Source organism: Micromonospora sp. NPDC047670, from assembly GCF_043204915.1.
Lineage (GTDB): Bacteria > Actinomycetota > Actinomycetes > Mycobacteriales > Micromonosporaceae > Micromonospora.
In genome coordinates this window covers 1-15,559 of the sequence record NZ_JBIDDA010000016.1, presented here as the reverse complement: position 1 = coordinate 15,559, position 15,559 = coordinate 1, and the positions used below count along the sequence as shown (strand labels likewise).

Here is a 15,559-nt window from a genome sequence, read left to right as displayed (position 1 = left end):
GGAGGATGTTGGGTGGAAGATCGCGGGCGGCCGGACAGCGGATCGCTCGCGGGACACAACGGGCGACCGGACAGCGGATCGCCCGTCGGACACGCGGCCGGCCCGGAAGGGTCGCGCCGGGACACGGAAGGCGGGCACTGATGCGCGCACGTACACGCCTGGCGGTCGGTGCGGTGGGAGCCCTCGCCGCGGCGGGGCTGCTGACCGGCTGCGGCGACGCCGGCTCCTCCGGCACGGAGGGCCCGGCACCGGCGGCCTCGGGGGCCGGCTGCGCCCCGGTCGCCGGTGACCAGCTCGTCGTCCTCAACGACGACAAGAAGCTCCAGAACACCGACAACGTCATTCCGGCGGTCAACGCCAAGGCCGCCAACCCGCAGCTGATCGCGGCGCTGGACAAGGTGTCGGCGGCGCTCGACACGCCGAAGCTGATCCAGCTCAACAAGGCCGTCGACGTGGACCGCAAGACCGCGGAGAAGGCGGCCGAGGAGTTCGCGGCGGCCAACAACGTCACCGCGGGCATCGCGAAGGGGCCCGGCGGGCGGATCGTGATCGGCGCGGCCAACTTCACGGAGAACCAGATCCTCGCCGAGCTCTACAAGATCGCGCTGACCGCCGCCGGCTACGAGGCCAAGGTGCAGCAGATCGGCAACCGCGAGCTCTACGAGCCGGCCCTGGAGAAGGGTGAGATCCAGGTCGTCCCGGAGTACGCGGCGACCATGGCCGAGTTCCTGAACACCAAGACCAACGGCAAGGACGCCCAGCCGGTGTCCTCGCCGGAGCTGGACAAGACCGTCGCCGCGCTCAAGGCGGCCGGCGACAGGGCGGGCATCGTCTTCGGCACGCCCGCCGCGGCGCAGGACCAGAACGCCTTCGCCGTGACCAAGGCGTTCGCCGACAAGTACGGCGTGCGCACCCTCTCCGAGCTGGCGGCCAAGTGCTCCGGTCAGGCCACCGTGCTGGCCGGGCCGCCGGAGTGCCCGCAGCGGCCGAAGTGCCAGGCCGGGTTGGGCCAGGTCTACGACTTCAGGGCCGGCTCGTTCAGCTCGCTGGACCAGGGCGGCCCACAGACCAAGAACGCCCTGAAGACCGGTGCCGCGAGCGTCGGCCTGGTCTTCTCCTCGGACGGCGCGCTGGCCACCGGCTGATCGCCGGCCGGTCGCCGGCGGCCCCCGCGCCGCCGGCGACCGGCCCTGGTGCCCCGCCTGGGAACGCTCCAGCCGTTCCCAGGCGGAGGAACTCTCGGTAGGCTGCGGACCCATGCCAGCCCCGGTCGCCCCCGCCGACAAGCGCAATCCACCGCTGCTGACCGTGCTGTTCTGGATCGGCGTCGCGCTGGCGCCGGTGGCGGCGCTGATCCTGCTCGTCGCCGACGGCAACGGTCCGCTGCGCTTCGCCGCCGTGCTCGCCATCCTGGCCGTGGTCCTGATCGGCCTGTCGATCGCCCTGCGCGCCGACGGCACGGCCCCGGCCCGGACCGAGGAGCTGCTGGACGAGATCGAGCAGCTCCGCCGCGAGCTGCGTGGCGAGATCGTCGCCGCCGCCCAGCGCGGCAACCAGGCGCTCGACGAGGCCCAGCGGGCGCAGGAGTCGGTCGCCGCGCTGCGCCGGCGGTTGGACGCCAGCAGCGCCGCGCTGGCCGGGATCGACGATCAGGCCGGTGCCGGACCGGCCCGGGGGGCCGCCGGCGACGGGCTCTCCGGTCGGGGGCGGGCGCCGGGCCAGGACGAGGCGGCGTCCCGCTGGGGACATGCCGACCGGGACGACGAGGAGCCCGTCCGCCGGCCCCAGCCGGGCCCACGCGCCGAGCGGCCCGCGGCCGCGCCGGCCGGCGGGTACGGCGGGGACCGGCCCACCTCCGGGTCGGCCGCGGTGCCCGGCGCGGAGCGGCCAACCAGCGGATCGGCCGGGGTGTACGGGGCGGCCCGGCCGGCGGAGCCCGACAGCCAGCCCGCCGCCCGCCCGCTCGGCGTGGTGCGGCACACCGAGACCGTGCACGTGACCACGCGGCACACCATCGTGGACGGCGCCGCACCCGTGCCCGGCGACGCCGGCACCCGGTACGGCGGCGGGTACGCGGGTCGCTGGTCCACCGGGCCGGAGGAGCAGCCGTGGTCCGGCGGGTCGGACGACCGGTCGCGCGCCGGCCACGGCGGTTCGGACGACCGGCCCTGGGCGGGCTACGGCGAGGAGGACCGGTCCCACCGCGAGGACGACCGCTCCCGGCGGAGCGACGACCGGTCGTGGGCGACGCCCGGCGTACCCCGGGACGACCGGGCCTGGTCGCGCGACGGGCGCGGGTGGCCCGGCCAGGGGGACGACCGGGGGTGGTCGGGCCGGCACGACGAACGCGGGCAGCGGCCGGAGCCGGGACAGCAGTGGGACGACCGGGGCCGGGACGCCGCGGGCGGGCCGGCGGCGTGGGTTGAGCAGCCCGCGCCGGGCCGGCCGTACCAGCCCGACGGGGCGGGGCCCGAGAGCGGCGAGTACTGGTCGGAGCTGCGCGCCGGTGACCGGTGGGCCGCCGTGCGGGACGACGACCGGGGCCGGGAACTGCGGGTCGGGGAGCGGCGCGCCGAGGTGCACGCGGACGGCACCGGCACCGAGTACCGCGTCGCGGACCGGTGGGCGACGGTCCGCCGGGACGAGCCGCGCCGGTCGGACGGCGAATGGCGGGGCGGCCGGGCGGAGCCGGAGGAGGCACCGGCCCTGCCGGCCGGCGGGGTGCCGGTGCCCGACGAGTGGCGCCCGCCCCGCCAGCGGGGGCACCAGCCCGAGGCGTACCGCGCCCACCAGCCGGAGCCCGAGCCGCAGCGGTACGGCCGGCGGCAGGAGGAGCGCTACGGCTATCCGCCGCAGGAGGACGCGCCCCGGGCGGGCGGCGCCCGCTCCGCCGACCGCTGGCGCTGATCGCGCCCACCGGCGTACGACGCACGACCGGCACCCGGCGCGACGAGGGCCCGAGGGGCCCGCCCCCGGGTCACTTGTCCATGTCGCCGACCACGAAGAACATCGAGCCGAGGATGGCGATCAGGTCCGACACCAGGCAGCCGGGGAGCAGGGTGGCCAGCGCCTGCACGTTCGCGTACGACGCGGTGCGCAGCTTGAGCCGCCACGGCGTCTTCTCGCCCCGGGACACCAGGTAGTAGCCGTTGATGCCGAGCGGATTCTCGGTCCAGGCGTAGGTGTGTCCCTCGGGCGCCTTGAGCACCTTCGGCAGCCGGGTGTTCACCGGCCCGGTGAGCCGGTCCACCCGGCCCAGGCACTGCTCGGCGAGGTCGAGCGAGGCGTACACCTGGTCGAGCAGCACCTCGAAGCGGGCGTGGCAGTCCCCGGTGGTGCGGGTCACCACCGGCACGTCCAGCTGGTCGTAGGCCAGGTAGGGCTCGTCGCGGCGCAGATCCAGATCGAGGCCGGAGGCGCGGGCGACCGGCCCCGACGCGCCGAACGCGGCGGCGTCCGCCGCGGTGAGCACCCCGACGCCGACGGTACGGGCCAGGAAGATCTCGTTGCGGCGGATGAGGTTGTCCAGGTCCGGCATGCGCCGGCGGACCTCCGCGATGGCGGCCCGGGCCCGGCCCGTCCAGCCGGAGGGCACCTCCTCCTTGAGCCCGCCCACCCGGTTGAACATGTAGTGGATGCGACCGCCGGAGACCTCCTCCATGACCGCCTGGATGGTCTCCCGCTCGCGGAACGCGTAGAACATCGGCGTGATCGCGCCGATCTCCAGCGGGTAGGAGCCGAGGAACATCAGGTGGTTGAGCACCCGGTTCAGCTCCGCGAGGGCCATCCGCAGCCAGGTGGCCCGCTCCGGCACCTCCATGCCCATCAGCCGCTCCACGGCGAGCACCACGCCCAGCTCGTTGGAGAACGCCGAGAGCCAGTCGTGCCGGTTGGCCAGCACGATGATCTGCCGGTAGTCGCGGACCTCGAAGAGCTTCTCCGCGCCCCGGTGCATGTAGCCGACGATCGGCTCGCAGGCCACCACCCGCTCGCCGTCGAGCACGAGCTTCAGCCGGAGCACGCCGTGGGTGGAGGGGTGCTGCGGCCCGATGTTGAGCACCATGTCGGTGCCGAGCTGCTCCCCGCCGGTGCCCGCCACCAGGCCGGCCCCGGTGCCGACGGTCAGCTCGCGGAGGTCGCCGGCGTCCGTGGTCATGCCCGTCATCGTGCCATGAACCGCTCGGGGTCGACGCCGACCGGTTGCCGTAGCCACCAGTGCCCGCCCAGCCCGGCCGGGTCGGTCAGCTCCGCCGCCGCCGACGCGGCGGCGAGCGCCCGCACGTACCCGGCCGGGTCCGTGGCGGCCAGGCTCAGCGGTGGTCGCCCGCCGTCGGCCCCGAGCGCCCGCAGCGCCTCCCGCTGCGACACCAGGTCGTACGCGCACCCGGCGACCCGCTCACCGGCGGAGGCGACCGAGTCGACGGCGACGTGCGCTGTGACGTCGCAGCTCCCGTCCGGCACCGGCGGCACCTGCCGCCCGCCCCGGTACCCGGTCAGCGTCCCGGTCCCGGGCCGGCCGTCGCGCAGGTGCCCGTAGTCCACGGCCAACGCCAGCCCCCGGTCGAGGTTGCCCACCGCCGCGGCCCAGGCGTCGTCGCGGGTCCGGCCGATCTCTGCTCGTATCCCGGTGGGGGGTTCCGGGGCACCCGACCCGCTCCGGGCGGTCAGGCCTGATCCCGCCGCGGGTCGGGCCGCCCGGCACCCCGACCCGGTCGGGCCGGTCCCGTCCGCCCCGGCCACCGACGCCGGCCACCACCGGGCCAGCCAGTCCGCGTCGGCGGGGTCGACCGGGTCGCCGACGGTCTCCGCGCCGGTGGCCGGGTCGACCAGCAGGTAGCGCCAGCCGCCGGCGGTGTGCACCGCCACGTCGAGCGGCACGTTGTCCAGCCACTCGGTGGCGACCAGCAGTCCGGTGATCCCGTCGGGGATCCCGTCCAGCCACTCGATGTCGGCGGGCAGGGCGGCCGGCCGGGGAGCCTTCTCGACGGCGGTGAGGCGTACCCGATGGGCGAGCGGAACCGGCGCGGAGGGCGCGGGACCGGCGGACGGCGGGCCGGGCGAGGGCGAGGGCCGGGCGGCGGCCGGGGAGGTCGGGGTTGCCGGGGAGCCCGTCCGCGGAGGGATCAAGCCTGACCGCCCGGAGCGGGCGGGCTCCCCGGCAACCCCCAGCGCGGCGGAGAGGGCGCGCAGCAACTCACCCCGGCCCGCGCCCACGTCGACGACGGAGAGGACAGCGGGGTGGCCGAGGGCGGCGTCGACCTGCTCGACGAGCCGCAGCAGCGCGGCGGCGAAGGCGGGGGACGCGTGCACGCTGGTGCGGAAGTGGTCGGCCGGGCCGGAGCCGGAGACGAAGAAGCCGCCGGGCCCGTAGAGCGCCCGGTCCATGGCGGCCCGCCAGGGCATCGGATCCCCCGGCCGGGTCACCCGCCGGCCTCGGGGGAGGGCCAGATCTCCAGTACGGCGTCGGTCGGCCGGAGCGCGTCGAGGTCGGGGGCCGGTCGCCCGGCGCGGGCGGCGATGTCCCGCACCGCCTCCCGGAAGCCGTCGACCGCCTCGCCGAGCTCCGTGAACTCGCCCGACACGTGGGTCACCTCGAAGTACAGGTGCCGGTGCTTCGGCAGGGGCAGCACGGCGACGGAGACGTGCTGGATCTCCGACCAGGGCCAGCAGAAGGCGTGCCGGTCGTCCTCCGTCCGGATCCCGACATCGTCCACCACGACCCGCTGCGTCACAGGCGGCACTGTAGCCGCGCCGGCCCGCCCGCGCCGCCGGGAACGGCCCCACGCACCGGCCGGTGAAGGTTTTCACAGACCCTTGTTTCGGCTCCGTCAGCGCGGCGCATACTTGCGATCGACCGGTACCCCCTTCGAGGACTGGATCGTTGCCATGAGCGCACCGCTGCGCCCGCGCGCGGCAGCCCCGCGTGCGGCCGCCGTACCGTCGGGCGGCGCCACATCCGGCGCCCCGCTCTCCTTCCCCCGCACCCTCACCGTCGGTGTCGTCGGCGCCGGCCGCGTCGGCGCCGTGCTGGGCGCCGCGCTCGCCGCCGCCGGCCACCGGGTGGTCGCCGCCACGGGTGGCTCCGGCGCCTCCCGAGCCCGGATGGCGCTGCTGCTTCCCCGGGTGCCACACCGCTCCGCCGCCGCCGTGGCCCGCGCGGCCACCGACCTGCTGCTGATCGCCGTGCCGGACGACGCGCTCGCCGGGGTGGTCGCCGCCCTGGCCGACAGCGGCGCGCTGCGTCCCGGCCAGGTGGTCGCACACGTCTCGGGCGCGCACGGGCTGGCCGTGCTCGCCCCCGCCGCCGCGGCCGGCGCCCGGCCGCTCGCCCTGCACCCCGCGATGACCTTCACCGGTACGCCGGACGACCTCGCCCGGCTGGCCGGCATCTCGTACGGGGTGACGGCCCCGGCGGAGCTGCGCCCCCTGGCCGCCCGGCTGGTCGCCGACCTCGGCGGCGTGCCGGAGTGGGTCGGCGAGGCGGACCGGCCGCTCTACCACGCGGCGCTGGCGCACGGCGCCAACCACCTGGTGACCCTGGTCAACGAGGCGGCCGACCGGCTGCGCGACGCCGGGGTGGCGCAGCCGGAGAAGGTGCTCGCCCCGCTGCTGCGGGCCGCCCTGGAGAACGCGCTGCGCCTCGGCGACGACGCGTTGACCGGCCCGGTCTCCCGGGGCGACGCCGGCACGGTGGAGCGCCACCTGGCCCGGCTCGCCGCCACCGCGCCCGAGTCGGTCGCGCCCTATCTGGCCCTGGCCCGGCGTACGGCCGACCGGGCCATCGCCGCCGGCCGGCTCCGCCCGGTCGACGCGGAGTCGCTGCTCGGCGTGCTGGCCGGGACCCGACGGGAGGTGGCCGCGTGAACGGCTCGACGGCCGGTGGAGGTGACCGCGTGACCGAACTGGTGCACACCCGCGCCGAGTTGGCCGCGGCGCGCGAGGGGCTCAAGGGCACCGTCGGCGTCGTGATGACCATGGGCGCGCTGCACTCCGGGCACGAGACGCTGCTGCGGGCGGCCCGGGAGCGGGCCGACCACGTGATCGTCACGATCTTCGTCAACCCGCTCCAGTTCGGGCCGAACGAGGACTTCGACCGCTACCCGCGCACCCTCGACGCCGATCTGGAGATCTGCCGGCGGGCCGGCGCGGACGTGGTCTTCGCCCCCTCGGTGGCGGACATGTACCCGGACGGCCAGCCCCGCGTCCGGGTCAACCCGGGACCGCTCGGTGAGGACCTGGAGGGGCAGAGCCGCCCCGGGTTCTTCCACGGGGTGCTCACGGTGGTGCTGAAGCTGCTCCAGCTCACCCGCCCGGACCTGGCGTTCTTCGGTGAGAAGGACTACCAGCAGCTCACCCTGGTGCGGCGGATGACCCGGGATCTCGACGTGCCGGTCGAGGTGGTCGGGGTGCCCACCGTGCGGGAGCCGGACGGGCTGGCCCTGTCCAGCCGCAACCGCTACCTCGCCCCGGCCGAGCGGGAGGTCGCGCTGAGCCTGTCGGCCGCGCTGCGCGCCGGTGCCGAGGTCGCCGACGCGGGCGGTGACGCGGGGGCCGTGCTCGCCGCCGCGCACGCCGCCTTCGGCGCCGGTACGCCGGGCGCGCGGCTCGACTACCTGGTGCTCACCGATCCCGACCTGGAGCCGGGGCCGGTGTCCGGTCCGGCGCGGCTGCTCGTCGCCGCTTGGGTCGGCGGCACCAGGCTGATCGACAACGCGGCGATCCGGCTCGCCCCCCGTTCCTGACCCGACCCCCACCACCTTCCGCGAAAGGCACCGCGATGCTGCGCACCATGCTCAAGTCGAAGATCCACCGCGCCACGGTGACCCAGGCCGACCTGCACTACGTCGGCTCGGTGACCGTCGACGAGGACCTGCTCGACGCCGCCGACCTGATCCCGGGCGAGCAGGTGGCGATCGTGGACATCACCAACGGGGCCCGGCTGGAGACGTACGTGATCCCGGGCCGGCGGGGCAGCGGCGTGATCGGCATCAACGGCGCCGCCGCCCACCTGGTGCACCCGGGCGACCTGGTCATCCTCATCTCGTACGGGCAGATGGACGACGCCGAGGCCCGGGCGTACCGGCCGCGGGTGGTGCACGTCGACGCCGACAACCGGGTCGTCGACCTGAACACCGACCCCACCACCGCCGCCCCGGGCACCGCCGGCGCCCCCGTCCCCAACCCCCTCGCCGCCGTCTGACCCACCCCACCCACGCCCCCCGCCCCACCCCCGCGATCTTGCACTTTCGGCCCCTGTTCTGCTGCGACAAGTCCCCTTTGTCGGGGCAGTAACCGCAAGGTCGCGGGACGGGGGTGGGGCGGAGGGCGGGATGGGGCCGGTGGGGGTGCGCGCGGTCTGTCACGAAACGGCGTCGGTGGGTAGTCTGGGCACCCGTCGAAGAGACGCGGTGGCTGGGGGAGGCCGCGATGCGCCGTTCGATGACCACCCTGCTCGCCGCCGTGACGGCGGCGGTTCTCCTGGTGGGTTGCGCCGGCCCCGCCGGGCTGGACGGTGACCTGGCCGACGACTGGGCCGCCCTGCCCGCGCCCGGCCCGTTCACCCCGGCCGCCGGCGTCTGCCAGGCCGCCGACTTCACCGACGTGGTGACCCTGGCGGCGTACGCGCCGGTGGACTGCGCGGCGCCGCACCGGGTCGAGACCGTGCACGTGGGCGTCTTCCCGGCCGAGCGGGCCACCCCGCCGCCCGGTGGCTCGGCGGAGCTGCGGGGCGCGTTCGCCGACTGCGACGCCCGCGCCACCGCGCACGTCGGCGACGACTGGCGGGCCGGCCGGCTCCGGCTGGCGGTGGCCCTGCCCTCCGGGCCCGGCTGGGCGGCGGGCTCCCGGTGGTACCGCTGCGACCTGACCGAGGTGAGCACCGTCGAGGCCGCCGCCACGGTGGTGACCCGCTCCGGCAGCGTGCGGGACGCGCTGCGTGGCCCGTCGCCGCTGCGGCTGGGCTGCCAGCAGACGCGGGCCGGCGGCGGCGCGGTGCGGACCCTGTTCCCGGTCGACTGCGCCACCCGGCACGACGCGGAGTTCGTCGGGGTGTGGCGGTCGCCGGAGGGTCCGTACCCGACCCGGGCCGCCGACTGGGTGCCGCTCTACGCCGGCTGCCGCTCAGTGCTCAGCCGCTACGTCGGGGTGCCGGACGACGCGGACCTGCGCTTCCGCAGCGGGGTGGTGGTGCGCCCGCCGGGGGCCGGGCGGTGGCGCGTCGGCGACCGCGGGGTCCGCTGCTACCTCTGGCTCGACCACCGTACGGTCACCGGGTCCCTCAAGGGCGCCGGCCCGGCCGCCCTCCCCGTCCGCACGGAGTAGCCCTCGCTCCGGACGCGATGGCCCAAACCACTCGTCGCGCCCCCGCCGCCCCCCGCGAGGGCCCTTCGGGTTGACTGTGGGCATGGACCTTCCGACCGTCGACCTGCCGGCCCTGCCCCGACTGCTGGCCGCCCCCGCGCCCGGCTGGGTGGAGACCACCGACGTGATCGTGGTCGGCTCCGGGGTGGCGGGGCTCACCGCCGCGCTGCACCTGCGCGAGGCGGGCCTGCACGTCACCGTGGTCACGAAGGTCAACATCGACGAGGGCTCGACACGCTGGGCGCAGGGCGGCATCGCCGCCGTGCTCGACCCGCACGACACCCCGGCCGCGCACGCCTCGGACACCGAGATCGCCGGCGTCGGGCTCTGCGACCCGGCGGCGGTGCGGGTGCTGGTCGAGGAGGGCCCGACCCGGCTGCGCGAGCTGATGCGGATCGGGGCGGAGTTCGACCGCCACCCGGACGGCTCGCTGATGCTCACCCGCGAGGGCGGGCACCGGGCGGACCGCATCGTGCACGCCGGCGGCGACGCCACCGGCGCCGAGGTGCAGCGGGCCCTGCACGCCGCCGTCCGGCGCGACCCGTGGATCCGGCTGGTGGAGCACGCCCTGGTGCTCGACCTGTTGCGCGCGCCCGGCGACGGCCCGGGCGGGCTCGGCCCGGCCTGCGGCATCACCCTGCACGTGCTCGGCGAGGGCAGCGAGGACGGCGTGGGCGCCATCCTGGCCCGGGCGGTCGTCCTGGCCACCGGCGGGATGGGCCAGATCTACGCGGCCACCACCAACCCGGCCGTGTCGACCGGGGACGGGGTGGCCCTCGCGATGCGGGCCGGCGCGGCGGTCACCGACGTGGAGTTCGTCCAGTTCCACCCGACCGCGCTGATCGCCCCGGCCGGCGCCGGCGTGCCGGGCGCCGGGCACGCCCAGCAGCCTTTGGTCTCCGAGGCGCTGCGCGGCGAGGGCGCCCACCTGGTCGACGGCGACGGCAAGCGGTTCATGCTCGGGCAGCACGAGCTGGCGGAGCTGGCGCCCCGGGACGTGGTCGCCAAGGGCATCCACCGGGTGCTGCTGGCCACCGGCGCGGACCACGTCTTCCTCGACGCCCGGCACCTGGGCGGCGACTTCCTGGCCCGGCGCTTCCCGACCATCGTCGCGTCCTGCCTGGCCATCGGCGTCGACCCGGCGACCGACCTGATCCCGGTCGCCCCGGCTGCCCACTACGCCTCCGGCGGGGTCCGCACCGACCTGCGCGGCCGCACGTCGATCCCGGGCCTGTACGCCTGCGGCGAGGTCGCCTGCACGGGCGTGCACGGCGCGAACCGGCTGGCCAGCAACTCGCTGCTGGAGGGGCTGGTCTTCTCCCGGCGGATCGCCGAGGACATCGCGGTGGGGCTGCCGGAGCAGGCCCAGCCGGCGTCGACCGGGGCCTGGGTCGGCGGCGAGGGCTGGGTGGTCCCGGCCGAGGCGACGCCGACCCTGCAACGGGCGATGACCCGGGGCGCGGGCGTGCTCCGGTCGGCGGAGACCCTCGTGGGGACCGCGGGCGTCCTGATCGGGCTGGGCGAGGGCCGGGGCCGGCCCCGGACGGCCGACTGGGAGGCGACGAACCTGATCACCGTGGCGTCGGCGCTGGTCGCCGCCGCGTACGCCCGCCGGGAGACCCGGGGCTGCCACTGGCGGGAGGACTTCCCGACGGCCGACGAGCGGTGGCACGGCCACCTCGTCGGCGCGGTCGGGGCGCAGGGCCGGTTGACGTCTCAGTGGGAGGGGATCCGATGACGGAGTCGACGGAACGGGCGTTGCGGGACGCCGGCCTGGACCCGGCGCAGGTGCGGCGGGTGATCGAGAACGCGCTCGCCGAGGACCTGGGACCGGACTTCCTGGACGTCACGAGCGTCGCCACCATCCCGGCGGGGCAGACCGACACGGCCGACCTGGTGGCCCGCGCCGACGGGGTGGTGGCCGGGCTGGCCGTGGCGGCGGCCGTGTTCGAGCTGGTCGGCGAGGCGACCGGCGCGGGCCGTACGGTCGAGGTGTCGGTGCTGGCCCACGACGGCGCGCGGGTGGCGCGCGGCGACGTGCTGGCCACGGTGACCGGCCCGACCCGGCTGCTGCTCACCGCCGAGCGCACCGCGCTCAACCTGCTCTGCCGGATGTCCGGCGTGGCCACCCACACCCGGGCCTGGGCGGACGCGCTGGCCGGCACGAAGGCGATGGTGCTCGACACCCGCAAGACCACCCCGGGCCTGCGCGCCCTGGAGAAGTACGCGGTCCGCGCCGGCGGCGGCACGAACAAGCGGATGGGCCTGCACGACGTCGCGATGATCAAGGACAACCACAAGCTGGCCGCGGGCGGAATCACGGCGGCCTTCCGCCGGGTCCGGGAGACCTTCCCGGACGTGCCCGTGCAGGTCGAGGTGGACACCGTGGCCGAGGCGGTCGAGGCGGTCGAGGCCGGCGCGGACTTCCTGCTGCTGGACAACATGACCCCGGAGACGCTGACCGAGGTGGTCGCCTCGGTGGGGGACCGGGCCGAGCTGGAGGCGACCGGCGGGTTGACCCTCGACGTCGCGGCGCGGTACGCGGCGACGGGCGTCGACTTCCTGTCGGTGGGCGCGTTGACCCACTCCTCGCCGATCCTCGACATCGCCATGGACCTGCGCACCGAGTGAACCGGCCGCCCGTCGTTGTCTAGGCTGCGTGCGTGCTGCTCTGCATCGACATCGGAAACACCAACACCGTGCTGGCGACCTTCGACGGCGACAAGCTGGTGCACTCCTGGCGGATCAAGACCGATGCCCGGTCGACGGCGGACGAGCTGGGCCTGAAGTTCAGGGGCCTGCTCGCCGGGGACGCGGTCGAGATCACCGGGGTGGCGGCCTGCTCCACGGTGCCGGCCGCGCTGCGCTCGCTGCGCACCATGCTGTCCCGCTACTACGCGGACCTGCCGAGCGTGATCGTCGAGCCGGGGGTGCGCACCGGTGTGCAGCTCGCCATCGACAACCCCAAGGAGGTGGGCGCGGACCGGGTGGTGAACACCCTGGCCGCGTACACCCTCTACGGCGGGCCGTCGATCGTGGTGGACTTCGGCACCACCACCAACTTCGACGTGATCAGCGGGCGGGGCGAGTTCCTCGGCGGCGCCTTCGCCCCCGGCATCGAGATCAGCTTCGACGCGCTCGCCGCCCGGGCCGCCCAGCTGCGCAAGGTGGAGGCGACCCGGCCCCGCTCGGTGATCGGCAAGAACACCGTCGAGTGCCTCCAGTCCGGCCTCTACTTCGGCTTCGCGGGGCAGGTGGACCGGATCGTCGAGCGGATGGTCGAGGAGCTGGGCGAGGTGAGGGCCGTCATCGCCACCGGCGGGCTGGCGGGCCTGGTGATCAACGAGTGCCGCACGATCACCCACCACGAGCCCATGATCACCCTGATCGGCCTGCGGATGGTCTACGAGCGCAACGTCTGAGCCGGCCGCCGCCGGGATCGGGCGCGTCCCGCCCGGCGAGCGATCACCGCACGGCCTTCACCGGACAACGGGGTCGGAACCGGTCGTACTCGCCCGCCGCGGCGCCGAACGAGGGGGCCTGAGTGGGGTCGGTCATGGCCGGCCGGTTATCCCGTAACGCCTCCCCGGCACCTTGAGTACGCTCGGGGCCTGACCCCGCCCGAAATCTCCTTCTGAGGAAGCGTGCCGTGACCGAGCAGAACCCCGTGCCAGTCGATCCCGCCGACGACCTTCCCGAGCAGATGAAGGTCCGCCGGGAGAAGCGGGACCGGATGCTCGCCGAGGGCGTCGAGCCGTACCCGGTCGGTTTCCCCCGGACCAGCACGCTGGCCGAGATCCGCGAGAAGTACGCCGAACTGCCCACCGACACCGCGACCGGTGATCGGGTCTCGGTCACGGGCCGGGTGATCTTCGTACGCAACACCGGCAAGCTGTGCTTCGCCACGCTCCGGGACGGCGACGGCACGGAGTTGCAGGCGATGCTCTCGCTGGACCGGGTTGGCGCCGAGCGACTGGACGACTGGAAGCGCCTCGTCGACCTCGGCGACCTCGTCGGGGTGACCGGCGAGGTGATCACGAGCCGCCGGGGCGAGCTGTCCGTGCTGGCCGAGGAGTGGGCGGTCACCGCGAAGGCGCTGCGCCCGCTGCCGGTCGCGCACAAGCCGCTGAGCGAGGAGGCGCGGGTCCGCCAGCGCTACGTCGACCTGATCGTCCGGCCGCAGGCGCGCCAGATGGTGCGCACCCGGGCGGCGACCGTCCGCAGCCTGCGCGACTCCCTGCACGACCGGGACTTCATCGAGGTTGAGACCCCGATGCTCCAGTTGCTGCACGGCGGCGCGGCGGCCCGGCCATTCGTCACCCACAGCAATGCGCTGAACACCGATCTGTATCTGCGAATCGCGCCGGAACTGTTTCTCAAGCGGGCCGTCGTCGGCGGCGTCGACCGCGTCTTCGAGATCAACCGCAACTTCCGTAATGAGGGCATCGACTCTTCGCACTCGCCGGAGTTCGCGATGCTCGAGGCATACCAGGCGTACGGCGACTACGACGCGATGGCGGAGCTGACCCGCAATCTCGTGCAGCAGGCGGCGATCGCGGTCGGCGGCTCGACCGTGGTGACCCACGCGGACGGCCGGGAGTTCGATCTCGGCGGCGAGTGGCGGTCGGTGACCCTCTTCGGGGTGCTTTCCGAGGCGCTCGGCGAGGAAGTCACCGTGCGCACCGAGCACGCTCGTCTCGTCGAGTACGCCGAGAAGGTCGGATTGGCGGTCGACCCGAAGTGGGGGCCGGGGAAGCTCGCGGAGGAACTGTTCGAGGAACTGGTCGTCCCCGGTCTTCAGGCGCCCACCTTCGTGCGCGACTACCCGGAGGAGACCAGCCCGCTCACCCGGGCGCACCGCAGCGAGCCGGGGCTGGCCGAGAAGTGGGACCTCTACGTGCTCGGTTTCGAGCTGGGGACCGCGTACTCCGAGCTGGTGGACCCGGTGGTGCAGCGGGAGCGGCTGCTGGCCCAGGCGCAGCTCGCGGCCCGCGGCGACGACGAGGCCATGCGGCTGGACGAGGACTTTCTCCGGGCGATGGAGTACGGAATGCCGCCGGCCGGGGGTATGGGAATGGGAATCGACCGGCTCTTGATGGCGCTGACCGGCCTGGGAATTCGGGAAACCATCCTCTTCCCCCTGGTGCGGCCGGAGTAGTCGCACACACCCGCGGCGGGTCGTTACCGCATCCTATTGACGCGGCAAGCGTCGCAGGGGTTATTGTGCTCTCAGTTTGCAGGAGCACCCTGCTCGAAAGGAATGTGGGACGTGGCCAAGCAGATCATTCATAAGCTGGTCGATGACCTGGACGGCGGGGACGCTGACGAGACCGTCAAGTTCGCGCTCGACGGCGTTCAGTACGAGATCGACCTGTCGAGCTCGAACGCCGAGAAATTGCGTGACGTATTCGCTCCGTACATCGCCCACGGCACCAAGGTGGGCCGGGGCGGTGTGGTCGTGGGCGGCCGGGCCGCGCGTGGCCGGGGCGGCGCGACCGCCGACCGCGAGCAGAACAAGGCGATCCGCGCCTGGGCCAAGAAGGCCGGCAAGGACATCTCCGACCGCGGTCGGATCCCGCAGGAGATCGTCGACGAATACCACTCCAAGGCCGGTCACTGACCCGACCGCCGACGGGCGACAGACGCCGGGCCGGAGCACGACTCCGGGCCGGCGTCGCCGTATCCGCCCCGCCGGGGCTGCGCGGCCGGCGTCGCCGTATCCGCCCGGAGGCGCGCCCGACCGGGAAGAATTCCGTCCCGACGGTCGTTGTCCACAGCCGGTGGAGAGTCTGTCCACAGCCTGTGGATGACTTCCCGGGCGGCCCGGACCGGGGCCGCCTCGGCGCCGGCGCCGCCTGCGGACGGCTGTCGGGCGACGGCCGAATTTCGCTCTGCGCGTACAGACAGGGGTCGCGGAACACCCCCTGAGCGCGGACGGTTGTGTAAAACGACGCGTACGCGGCCTCCGACGGGGAGACACGACCTCAGCGGAGTCGGTCTGCGGCGATAGAGTAATGAGGCACGGACGCCCGTCCCGGACGTCCGCGCACCGGCCCCGCCGAGATCTGACCATCAAGGCGCACGGCACGTGAGGAGCACGAGGGCATGTTCGAGCGGTTCACCGACCGAGCGCGACGGGTTGTCGTCCTGGCCCAGGAAGAGGCCCGGATGCTCAACCACAACTACATCGGTACGGAGC

Annotated in this window: 14 protein-coding genes; 11 read left to right on the top strand and 3 right to left on the bottom strand. The window is 74.8% G+C overall.

From position 1 onward, the window contains the following. Nucleotides 1-140: 140 nt before the first annotated feature. Nucleotides 141-1,145 carry a glycine betaine ABC transporter substrate-binding protein gene (locus ACGF7U_RS27200; RefSeq protein WP_393111372.1) on the top strand — a complete coding sequence of 335 codons (1,005 nt, stop codon included), beginning with the start codon at nt 141-143 and terminating at the stop codon, nt 1,143-1,145. Between the two features lie 112 nt (nt 1,146-1,257). Next, complete coding sequence (locus ACGF7U_RS27195; RefSeq protein ID WP_393111370.1) at nt 1,258-2,907, top strand: hypothetical protein; 1,650 nt, start codon at nt 1,258-1,260, stop codon at nt 2,905-2,907. A 70-nt stretch (nt 2,908-2,977) separates the two neighbouring features. Here ACGF7U_RS27195 and ACGF7U_RS27190 read toward each other — a convergent pair whose 3' ends face one another. The 3 genes from ACGF7U_RS27190 to ACGF7U_RS27180 are packed head-to-tail and all read right to left on the bottom strand — an operon-like array spanning nt 2,978 to nt 5,732. Further along, entirely contained in the window at nt 2,978-4,165 is a 1,188-nt protein-coding gene (locus ACGF7U_RS27190) for an NADH-quinone oxidoreductase subunit D (RefSeq protein ID WP_393111368.1), read from the bottom strand. Then, a complete protein-coding gene (locus ACGF7U_RS27185) occupies nt 4,162-5,403 on the bottom strand; it encodes an SAM-dependent methyltransferase (RefSeq protein ID WP_393111366.1) in 1,242 nt (413 codons plus the stop codon). The genes ACGF7U_RS27190 and ACGF7U_RS27185 overlap by 4 nt, the downstream gene beginning before the upstream one ends. Before the next feature lie 17 nt (nt 5,404-5,420). Next, nucleotides 5,421-5,732 carry a hypothetical protein gene (locus tag ACGF7U_RS27180; protein ID WP_393111364.1) on the bottom strand — a complete coding sequence of 104 codons (312 nt, stop codon included), beginning with the start codon at nt 5,730-5,732 and terminating at the stop codon, nt 5,421-5,423. 154 nt (nt 5,733-5,886) lie between these two features. On the opposite strand from ACGF7U_RS27180, the gene ACGF7U_RS27175 reads away from it, so the two are divergent. The 9 genes from ACGF7U_RS27175 (at nt 5,887) to ACGF7U_RS27135 (ending at nt 14,980) form a co-directional block, all read left to right on the top strand. Further along, on the top strand, nt 5,887-6,864 hold the full coding sequence (locus tag ACGF7U_RS27175) for a Rossmann-like and DUF2520 domain-containing protein (RefSeq protein WP_393111362.1): 978 nt from the start codon (nt 5,887-5,889) through the stop codon (nt 6,862-6,864). A 29-nt stretch (nt 6,865-6,893) separates the two neighbouring features. Beyond that, nucleotides 6,894-7,742, top strand: a complete 849-nt coding sequence (panC, locus tag ACGF7U_RS27170) for a pantoate--beta-alanine ligase (protein ID WP_393111360.1) — start codon at nt 6,894-6,896, stop codon at nt 7,740-7,742. 35 nt (nt 7,743-7,777) lie between these two features. Then, nucleotides 7,778-8,200, top strand: coding sequence for an aspartate 1-decarboxylase (gene panD, locus ACGF7U_RS27165; RefSeq protein WP_393111358.1), 423 nt, complete (start codon nt 7,778-7,780; stop codon nt 8,198-8,200). Between the two features lie 227 nt (nt 8,201-8,427). After that, complete coding sequence (locus tag ACGF7U_RS27160; RefSeq protein WP_393111356.1) at nt 8,428-9,321, top strand: septum formation family protein; 894 nt, start codon at nt 8,428-8,430, stop codon at nt 9,319-9,321. Nucleotides 9,322-9,403: 82 nt separating this feature from the next. Continuing rightward, nucleotides 9,404-11,098 (top strand): L-aspartate oxidase, encoded by a 1,695-nt coding sequence (locus tag ACGF7U_RS27155; RefSeq protein WP_393111354.1) that lies wholly within the window; start codon nt 9,404-9,406, stop codon nt 11,096-11,098. Beyond that, complete coding sequence (gene nadC / locus ACGF7U_RS27150; RefSeq protein WP_393111352.1) at nt 11,095-11,991, top strand: carboxylating nicotinate-nucleotide diphosphorylase; 897 nt, start codon at nt 11,095-11,097, stop codon at nt 11,989-11,991. Before ACGF7U_RS27155 ends, nadC begins: the two co-directional genes overlap by 4 nt. Before the next feature lie 32 nt (nt 11,992-12,023). Continuing rightward, entirely contained in the window at nt 12,024-12,782 is a 759-nt protein-coding gene (locus tag ACGF7U_RS27145; protein WP_393111350.1) for a type III pantothenate kinase, read from the top strand. Between the two features lie 227 nt (nt 12,783-13,009). Beyond that, nucleotides 13,010-14,518 (top strand): lysine--tRNA ligase, encoded by a 1,509-nt coding sequence (gene lysS / locus ACGF7U_RS27140; protein ID WP_393111348.1) that lies wholly within the window; start codon nt 13,010-13,012, stop codon nt 14,516-14,518. 111 nt (nt 14,519-14,629) lie between these two features. Next, nucleotides 14,630-14,980, top strand: coding sequence for an Lsr2 family protein (locus ACGF7U_RS27135; protein ID WP_342672168.1), 351 nt, complete (start codon nt 14,630-14,632; stop codon nt 14,978-14,980). Nucleotides 14,981-15,559: the final 579 nt, after the last annotated feature.